3 protein-coding genes and 1 pseudogene are annotated in these 5,597 nt (G+C 44.2%); all 4 read right to left on the minus strand.

Features of this window, described 5'->3' with window-relative positions; genetic code table 11:
* Positions 1–3,301 (minus strand): RHS repeat-associated core domain-containing protein (locus BZG23_RS15835; RefSeq protein ID WP_077607493.1); only part of this gene is annotated, 3,301 nt, incomplete at its 3' end.
* Positions 3,302–3,306: 5 nt separating this feature from the next.
* Positions 3,307–3,570, minus strand: a complete 264-nt coding sequence (locus BZG23_RS15840) for a hypothetical protein (RefSeq protein ID WP_077607494.1) — start codon at positions 3,568–3,570, stop codon at positions 3,307–3,309.
* A gap of 46 nt (positions 3,571–3,616) precedes the next feature.
* Positions 3,617–4,744 (minus strand): LamG-like jellyroll fold domain-containing protein, encoded by a 1,128-nt coding sequence (locus BZG23_RS15845; RefSeq protein WP_338013050.1) that lies wholly within the window; start codon positions 4,742–4,744, stop codon positions 3,617–3,619.
* Positions 4,745–4,941: 197 nt separating this feature from the next.
* A pseudogene (locus tag BZG23_RS16680) lies at positions 4,942–5,597 on the minus strand (hypothetical protein); the annotation flags it as partial.

Genomic DNA, 5,597 nt, shown 5'->3' on the forward strand with positions numbered 1-5,597 from the left:
AAGCACCAATCAGCCCACCAACAATAGCACCAGGAGGGCCAGCAATTGCACCTCCGGCAATTGCACCACCGACGATAGGATTCCGCCCATCGGGATCCACATACCCCAGCGGATCCCCATTCACATAAGCGTAAAGGTTAATCCCTCCCGCTTCCTGCAATGGATCACGATTCAGCCATCTTCCCAGATGCGGTACATAAAACCGGTAACCAAAGTAAACCAGCCCTGAGGCAAAGTCATTACGCTTGGTAGAGAATCCAAACGGTTGTTGCGAAAATGCGTCACCGCTGGCCGTGCCGTAGAGTGAGTAGTGGTGGCTTTCTACCTTATCGCCACTTTGGTTATAGACTGCGGTGACATGGCCAAGGTGATTAGTTACGTAAGTGTAGCTTTGTTCACCAGCTGTTCGTAGCAGTAACCCACCAATACCGCCCGGCTTATCTAAACGCCAGCTGTTTTCAGCAACAACGGAATCGGAGCCATCGCGCTCCTGCAGTTCCAGCAAACCTAAACGGACAAATTTCTTTTCTGCTACAACTGCGCCATTTTCCAGCCGAGAATATTCCACTAACTGGTGACGATAGTTGTAGGTAAAACGCTCTTCAATCTGCACACCATCTTGGGTAAACAGCATCGAAGTCAGGCGGTTTTCTGCATCGTAATTGGCCGAGAACGTCTCCCCGCCAGCCAGAACACCAGCAATCAGGTTACCATCAGCGTCATAGTCAAAAACATCGGCTACGCCGTTATACGTGGCTATCTGATTAACGTTGTTATACGTTGCTCGATAGGAGTTTGACTCGGCAGGCATCGGTTCCGTAGTTTGTAATCCAACTAAATCACCCGCAACATCGAAATCATAACCAAATTTAGCCAACTGCTCCGCTGACTTTTGGTACACCAATGAGCTTAAATCACCGATATTATCCAGTTCAACCGTTTGAGTAATACCATTTGGATAGTGGCCGACTACTGAACCATAAGTACCGCTATCTTGATAGCTATAATCAAACACTTGCCCTTGAGCGGTGATTTTAATTGCACGGCCTAAACTATCATACTCATAGCGAGTATTGACTCGACCATCGACACTGATGGCACTTACCCGATAGAGTTCATCATAAGTAAAATCGATTGCATCATTACTGAATGGGCCGTCAATCGTTACCAGTTCCCCAGTCGCGGCATAGTGATAAAGCGTACTACCTGCTGCATCATCGATTTGAGACAAACGGCCCTGCTCGTCATAACCCAACACCACGCTTGGAGTGCCATCTGAGTAGGTAATTTTGGTCAGTTGCCCCTTATCGGAATAACTGTAGGTTTTGCTAATACCTCTGGCATTGGTTTTCTGATGAAGCAACCCGGAAGACTTATAGCTGGTTTTAACCTGAGAGCCATCCGCATAGGTCTTTTCAACCAAGCGGCCAGCCGCATTATACACAAATGAAGTCTGGTTCTGGTTGGCATCAATTAACCCCGTAATGCGCCCTGAGCCATCACGGATAATTTTGAATTGCCCATGCATCGGGTCAAGAATGGTTTCTAGCCGTTTTGCGGCGTCATACCCGTAGTTATACTCTCGCTCCCCTGGATAAATAACTTTATCGACGATTCTTGGACATGAGCCAAATTCAATAGAGATATCACGACTACCCGGCTGAGAAATACGTTTTACCTGATTGATATTGTCATAATCATAAGCAATTCGTTGACCAAAACGATTAATTTCCGACAGCAGTCTACCCGCACTATCATACGCATAAGTAACCAACGTTTGATCGCCTACCGCAACGGATTCAAGTTCACTATCAGCGGAATAGCTGTAGTTCAGCCTCTCGCCTTTTGCATTAATAACCGCGCTAATCTGCCCTTGAGTATTGTATTCATACTGGGTAGTTAAGCCCTTATTATCAAGCTGAGTGATAACCTGATTTACATCGTTATAAGTATATTTTCTAACACCCGTTGCATCTTCGACTTGAATCAGATTGTTACGCGCATCAAACTGATAATTGGTAATGTTACCCAATTCATCTGTCACCTGCTGAATCAACCCATTCTCACTGTTAGAAAATGAATAGGTTTCACCAGTAGAATAACTAATAGAACTTAAATTTCGATTATCGTCATAGGTATATTTAGTCCATGTTCCATCGGCTTGGGTAATACTGGCAATGCGWGAATACCCTTCAGAATATCGCTTATAGGTATAAACCGTCTTGGGCACATCACTTTGTGCATTGTTGATATTCTCACTTTGATATTCAACATAATGCTCTGGAGCGACATACCAAGCTTCGCCACTATCTGATTCATAATAATATTCAGATTTATTGCCTAATGGATCAACAACCGTCAGTCGATTACTGAGCCCCATCGGCTCGCCAAATGCTGGGTATGTGGTTGAGCGCCCATCAGCCGTTTCACTACTAGCCTCAACGATGAATTGCGTGGTTCCTTTCGCATCAGTTATCGACTTAACAGTATGGTTGTCATCGTAAGTTATTTCCGACTGGTAGCCCTGCATATCAGTCAATGCGACCAAATTACCCATTTCGTCATATTCAAAACTAGCAGAGCGGCCAGTATGATCGGTCACTTGAGTTAACTGCTGGTCAGAGTCATAACTTAACGTGAACTGTTTGCCATTCGAACTGGTTACTGCTGTTACGCGGTTATCTTCATAAGTGTAAGTGACAGTATTTCCAAACTGATCAACTTGTTGAGTAATACCGAATTGATTGTCCGAATGCTGAGTGAAAACTCGCTTTTCCCCATCAGGGTACGTCAACGTAATGTGACGATTTTCTGAAACGAAAGCACCGTCTTCAACCGAAAACCCTGGTGTATAGGCTTTTTCTCTACTCATCAAGAAAGCAGAATCAATCGCGTAGGCACCTGATTTTATTGATTTTGAATAAACATCCGTTCTACCATCACCTTGATGGTAGATATAATTCCCAGTTTCTGCGTCATAAAGGATAAATTCGTTAAAGGTATTCGCCCATCTAGCTCCAGAGTGAAACTTCGCGGATTCATCAGCAAGCAGATTATAGGTTAAGGTAAATCGAAGATCATCGCCAAATGGTGCTTCGTACCATAGTGGTGTATCACGAATAATCAAGTTCTGGTTGGCAAAGTCAACATGCCAGAAAGGAGCACCCTGTATATCACATTCTGATGGCTTATTAGACGAATCACCACCGCCCAAAGGGGCTGACGGCGGTTCATAATCCGGGGTACAACCACGCATCAAAGCCAGTACCCATAAGGCTATTGCAAGAAATACTTTATCCATAACCTTTAATTCCTTGAACCTGTTTGTAATAATTCTTTAGCTGACAGCTTTGCATCAAACTGCCTTGTTGCTACGTTTTCAATCCAATTATTTTGGCTGCGAGAAAAGTCGTAGTAAGCTACCAAACCCGACTCGCCATATTCGGGTGGCGTCACCATATAACTGCGGATCTCATTTTTACTCAGCGCCCTATTCCAAACCTGAACATCATCAATCAATGCATCTTGGAAGTCTATTGGACCTAGGGCACCATTATTCGCCCCAAACAAAAGAGGATATAAGCTCGCTCCTGAGAAGTTGACGTAACTTTCAGTATTACTGCTCGGTATTCAGTCCTGCACGCACTCCATAATCAATATCTGAGCCAACTCCACCCGTCAAATCTGATTTTTTTAATCCCAGATAAAAACGATGACTCTGCCCGTCATGCGTTCCAGACAACTGATAATTCGCACCAATGTGGTTGTATTTCACCCAGTACATCATCGTCATTGGCTGATCTGATTGAGGATAAATTAAGGTTTCTAAATATCCCTCCGCCCCACTAACATCCAATACTCGATCTGACTCTTCAATATTCGTTCCAGATAGGATCAGCTTGTCATTTAGAAGAGTGAGGTACGCCTCACGATTACTAATACCATCGCCATCAGCATCACCTGTCGCGTCAGCAACCAGTAATTCACTGCCTAATGCTGCTTCTTGACCATCGGGTATACCGTCGCGATCACTGTCGGCAACACACGCATAACTAATCAGTTGACCATCTGCATTTACACCGAACTCTTCACCATCCGTTAATCCATCACCATCGGTATCAGCAACGTCACCGTCCGTGCACAACGCTAACTCTTCTCGATCAATTAGACCGTCACCGTCACTGTCTTCTGCCGAGTCATCCGCCAGTAGCACTCCGGCACCAGAGACTTTGCCATCAAACAGCCCTGTCGCAATATTCTCTATCCATGCTCCCTGGCTGCGAGAAAAGTCATAGTACGCAACCAAACCCGACTCGCCATATTCGGGTGGCGTCACCATATAACTGCGGATCTCATTTTTACTCAGCGCCCTATTCCAAACCTGAACATCATCAATCAATGCATCTTGGAAGTCTATTGGACCTAGGGCACCATTATTCGCCCCAAACAAAAGAGGATATAAGCTCGCTCCTGAGAAGTTGACGTAACTTTCAGTATTATTGAGTTCACCATTTACGTAGATCTTAAATTGGCGAGCCGTCGGATTGTACGAAAGCGCTACATTCGCCCACTGCTCGGTATTCAGTCCTGCACGCACTCCATAATCAATATCTGAGCCAACTCCACCCGTCAAATCTGATTTTTTTAATCCCAGATAAAAACGATGACTCTGCCCGTCATGCGTTCCAGACAACTGATAATTCGCACCAATGTGGTTGTATTTCACCCAGTACATCATCGTCATTGGCTGATCTGATTGAGGATAAATTAAGGTTTCTAAATATCCCTCCGCCCCACTAACATCCAATACGCGATCTGACTCTTCAATATTCGTTCCAGATAGGATCAGCTTGTCATTTAGAAGAGTGAGGTACGCCTCACGATTACTAATACCATCGCCATCAGCATCACCTGTCGCGTCAGCAACCAGTAATTCACTGCCTAATGCTGCTTCTTGACTTGATCTGATTGAGGATAAATTAAGGTTTCTAAATATCCCTCCGCCCCACTAACATCCAATACTCGATCTGACTCTTCAATATTCGTTCCAGATAGGATCAGCTTGTCATTTAGAAGAGTGAGGTACGCCTCACGATTACTAATACCATCGCCATCAGCATCACCTGTCGCGTCGGCAACCAGTAATTCACTGCCTAATGCTGCTTCTTGACCATCGGGTATACCGTCGCGATCACTGTCGGCAACACACGCATAACTAATCAGTTGACCATCTGCATTTACACCGAACTCTTCACCATCCGTTAATCCATCACCATCGGTATCTGATGACTCTATATCTGTACATAGAACAGTTTCGACTTTATCAGATACACCATCTTCATCAGAGTCAGATTGCACGCCTGACAACCTTAATAATAAGTCTGAGCTTAAAAATCCGTCATATAACCCTGTAACTTGATTTTTTACCCAATGCGCTTTAGTTTCATTGAAATCATATGAATATAATAAACTATCATCTAATCTATTTGAACCATTAGAAATAACAGATAATATTTCACTCTTTGAAAGAGCTTTATTCCATATAGAGAGATCATCGAATACTGCGACAGAGAAACCAGCCGCACCCTTTATATAGT

This window comes from Salinivibrio sp. ML290 (assembly GCF_001995695.1).
In the GTDB taxonomy this organism is placed as follows: domain Bacteria; phylum Pseudomonadota; class Gammaproteobacteria; order Enterobacterales; family Vibrionaceae; genus Salinivibrio; species Salinivibrio siamensis.